We start from the raw sequence: 4,013 nt of genomic DNA on the forward strand, positions 1-4,013 counted from the left end.
GATGATCTGGTTAATACCGGTGGCCTGGTAGCCTTGCTGGTAAAACAATTCGCTGGCTGTTTGTAAAATTCTCTCTTTTGCACCTTGTTCTTTCATGATGCAATGTTAGGATAAATTAATTAAACAGACAAGTCTGTATATATTTTTTATTAAAAAATCGATGGAAGGAAATGCTTTTTCGCTGTAATTGCCAACATCACGCTATCTCCATTGCAAGAAAAACAGTGGAAAGGAATGCCTCCTTTTTGCTGTACCAACATCGCACTATCTCCCTTGCAAAAAAAAACAGCGGAAAGGAACTATCTTCCTCTCCGCTGTATTGCTAAATCCTTATAGCTTATTAATCCACTTTCGTGATTTTCAGCATATTAGTGGGAAGATGTTCTTTAACAGGGGTACTACCGGTATTAACGGCTACATCTCCCGATTTAATAAATCCTCTTTCTTTCAGGATGTTGATCTGGTCAAACACGATATCATCCAGGCTTTCTTCTTCTTCGTAGTAGAATGCGCGTACGCCCCAGCTCAGGCTCAGCTGGTTTACCAGCGACTTTTCCTTCGTGAAGATATAGAGCGGGCTGCGTGGACGGTAGCTGCTCAGCATAAAGCCGGTGTAGCCGCTTTGGGTCATACCAATGAGAGCATCAGCATCCAGGTCTTCCGCAATTTTACAGGCATTGTAGCACAGTGCATCGCTGAGGAAGGTAGGAGAGTGACGGTGAGGGATCAGGTTACGGTTGTAAATGATCGCTTCTTTTTCCACTTCCTGGATAATTTTGTTCATGGTCTGGATCACCAGTTCCGGGAACATACCGGTAGCGGTTTCACCACTCAGCATTACTGCATCGGCGCCTTCCAGTACGGCGTTGGCCACGTCGGTGATTTCACTGCGGTTAGGACGGGTACGGTCCATCATGCTTTCCATCATTTGTGTTGCCACAATAACGGGCTTTGCACGGTGAATACACTTGCGGATGATGTCTTTCTGGATCATCGGGATCTGCTCTACCGGCAGTTCCACACCAAGGTCGCCACGGGCAATCATCACGCCGTCACTTTCCCAGATAATTTCTTTCAGGTTCTGTATCGCTTCAGGTTTCTCAATTTTAGAGATCACCTTTATTTTAGAATTGCGTGCTTCCAGGCGTTTACGCAAATCGGTGAGGTCTTTCACGCTTCTTACGAAGGAAAGTGCCACCCAGTCGCATTCCTGGTCAATAATGAATTCCAGGTCAATGATGTCTTTTTCTGTAAGCGCAGGAAGGGAGATTTTTGTATCAGGAAGATTGAAGCCTTTTTTAGAGGACAACACGCCTGGCAGGCTAACTTCTGCTTTGATTTCACCGTTGGCGGTAATTTCTTTTACAATGGTTTCAATTTTACCATCATCCAGCAGAATTTTCTGGCCAACCTTAAGATCTTTATACAGGTCAGGGTAGGAAACGTATATTTTTTCCATATTGCCCACCAGCTTTTCGTTAACGAAGGTGAGCAGGTCGCCTTTCTTCAGCGGGAGTGCATTGTTCTCGATTTCGCCCACGCGCAGCTTCGGTCCCTGTAAATCGGCCAGGATGGCTACCGTGTAAGGTTCTGTTTTATTGATCTTACGGATATATTCAATAATCCGCAGTTTGTCTTCATGCGAGCCATGTGAAAAGTTGAGGCGGAAAACGTTAACACCGGCTTTAACCAGTGTCAGCAGGCCTTCATAGGTGTCGCACGCCGGGCCTACAGTGGCCACGATTTTTGTTTTGTGCGAAGAGTGTTCTCTACCCGCAGCGTTATCCATCTGCTTGTGATAGTATTTCGAAAGATCCTTTGTACTCATAAGTCTAATTTTTTAACTCGCAAGAATTTTAACAATCTTAAACCATTCGGGGTCAATTTCCTGTTTGGCTTTTACAGCTTTATCAAGAGGAGTGTAATGGATCTTGTCGTTGACAACACCGATCATTACATTATGGATGCCTTCGAGAAGGGCATCTACAGCTGCGTAGCCCAGGCGGCTGGCCAGAATACGATCTGTGCAGGTGGGAGCGCCGCCTCGCTGGATATGCCCGAGGATACTTACCCGGGTATCCATTTGCGGGCACCTTTCTTTAATAATGCGACCAACTTCAGTAGCACCGCCGGTTTCATCGCCTTCGGCCACTACAATGAGGTTAACCAGTTTTCTGCGGCGTTCGTTCGCCTGCAGTTCTTCAATAATGTCATTTACTTCGGTTTTGCGCTCAGGCAGCAGAATGTGCTCCGCACCGGTGGAAATACCGCTGTGTAATGCAATGTAGCCGGCATCGCGGCCCATTACCTCAATTACAAACAAACGGTCATGCGCATCGGCAGTATCCCTGATCTTATCGATGGCTTCTACCGCTGTATTCACAGCCGTGTCAAACCCAATCGTAGAATCGGTTCCTGCAATGTCCTTGTCAATAGTACCAGGCAAGCCTATACACGGAATATCAAATTCCTGGCTGAACTTTTGCGCACCATTAAACGAGCCGTCTCCACCAATTACTACCAGCCCGTCAATGTTGTGTTTTTTCAGATTCTCGTAAGCCATTTTTCGCCCTTCATATTCATAGAACTCTTTGCACCGGGCGGTCTTCAATATGGTGCCTCCGCGCTGAATAATGTTGGCAACGGACTTTGACTCCATCGGGAAGATCTCGTTCTTCAACATTCCCCTATAGCCGTACATAATGCCATACACATTCAGCTGATGATAAATGCCCGTTCTTACAACGGCACGAACGGCGGCGTTCATGCCAGGGGCATCTCCCCCCGATGTAAGGACTGCAATGTTGTTCAGTTTTTTCATATAAATTGCTAAAAAAATATCTTAAAGGCGCACAAAAATAACATTTTGCAATTGTTTTCTAACTGTTATCTGATGAAATAACCTAAATTTTTAATTTCCATCAACAAAGTAGATAAATTTTTCAAAAAACATTACGCATGTTAAAAAAAAATAATAAACGGTGGATCCTTATGAGCGTGAGTTTAATAGCCGGACAAGCAATGGCACAACAGCAAACATTAACTTATCCCGAATCAAAGAAAGTGGATACCGTTGATAATTATCACGGTACACAGATAGCAGACCCGTACCGCTGGCTGGAAGACGATCACAGCGCGGAAACAAAGGCATGGGTGGATGCACAGAATAAGGTAACAGAAAATTATCTCTCCGGCATCCCTTTCCGCACCGAAATCCGGAAAAGACTGGAAGAATTATGGAACTATCCAAAAAATGGCGCACCCGCCAAACACGGCAGGTACTATTACTTCTTTAAAAATGATGGCCTGCAGAACCAGTCGGTACTTTACCGCTCTGCCACTTTAGGCGGTACACCGGAGGTTTTCCTGGATCCTAACAAACTCTCTGCAGCAGGTACTACCGCATTGGGTTCCATGTCGTTTTCAAAAGACGGGAAATATTTTGCTTACCTGCTCTCTAAAGCAGGATCCGACTGGCAGGAAGGTTTCGTAATGGATGTGGAAACAGGTCAGCCCCTGGCCGATAAACTGGAATGGGTGAAGTTCAGCGGCCTGTCGTGGAAAGGGAACGGCTTCTACTACAGCCGGTATGATAAGCCCGATGAACAAAGCAAACTATCCAAAAAGAACGAATTCCAGAAAGTATATTACCACCGCCTCGGTGATCCGCAGGAAAAAGATGAACTGGTTTATGTGGATAAAGAACACCCGTTGCGCAACGCGGGTGTAGAGGTAACGGAAGACGAACGTTTCCTCATCCTCGGAACTTCTGAAGGCACATCCGGCCGGGAGCTCTGGTTCCGTGATCTGCAAAATCCTGCACAAAAAGAATTCAGTCTGCTGGTAAAAGGTTTTGCCAATGAGCCGGAGGTAATAGATAATGATGGTGATAAATTACTGGTGCGTACCAATCACAATGCACCTAATTATAAAATTGTGCTGATCGACCCCGCTAATCCGGCTGAAGCCAACTGGAAAGTAATTGTGCCTGAAAAGAAAGAGGCGCTCCAGGG

Annotated in this window: 2 protein-coding genes and 1 pseudogene; 1 reads left to right on the forward strand and 2 read right to left on the reverse strand. The window is 45.7% G+C overall.

The genetic code is table 11. The features are described 5' to 3' along the window. Positions 1-340 precede the first annotated feature (340 nt). Positions 341-1,828 carry a pyruvate kinase gene (gene pyk / locus VIM72_RS13235; protein ID WP_332003306.1) on the reverse strand — a complete coding sequence of 496 codons (1,488 nt, stop codon included), beginning with the start codon at positions 1,826-1,828 and terminating at the stop codon, positions 341-343. 12 nt (positions 1,829-1,840) lie between these two features. Further along, positions 1,841-2,821 carry a 6-phosphofructokinase gene (gene pfkA, locus VIM72_RS13240; protein WP_142683182.1) on the reverse strand — a complete coding sequence of 327 codons (981 nt, stop codon included), beginning with the start codon at positions 2,819-2,821 and terminating at the stop codon, positions 1,841-1,843. A gap of 170 nt (positions 2,822-2,991) precedes the next feature. Here pfkA and VIM72_RS13245 point away from each other — a divergent pair. Further along, a pseudogene (locus VIM72_RS13245) lies at positions 2,992-4,013 on the forward strand (S9 family peptidase); the annotation flags it as partial.

Source organism: Chitinophaga sp. (genome assembly GCF_036569185.1).
In the GTDB taxonomy this organism is placed as follows: Bacteria; Bacteroidota; Bacteroidia; order Chitinophagales; family Chitinophagaceae; genus Chitinophaga.

What these genes read in the sequence shown, in the direction of transcription:
- pyk (WP_332003306.1), bottom strand. Translation starts at nt 1,828, where the DNA reads ATGAGTACAAAGGATCTTTCGAAATACTATCACAAGCAGATGGATAAC.
- pfkA (WP_142683182.1), bottom strand. Translation starts at nt 2,821, where the DNA reads ATGAAAAAACTGAACAACATTGCAGTCCTTACATCGGGGGGAGATGCC.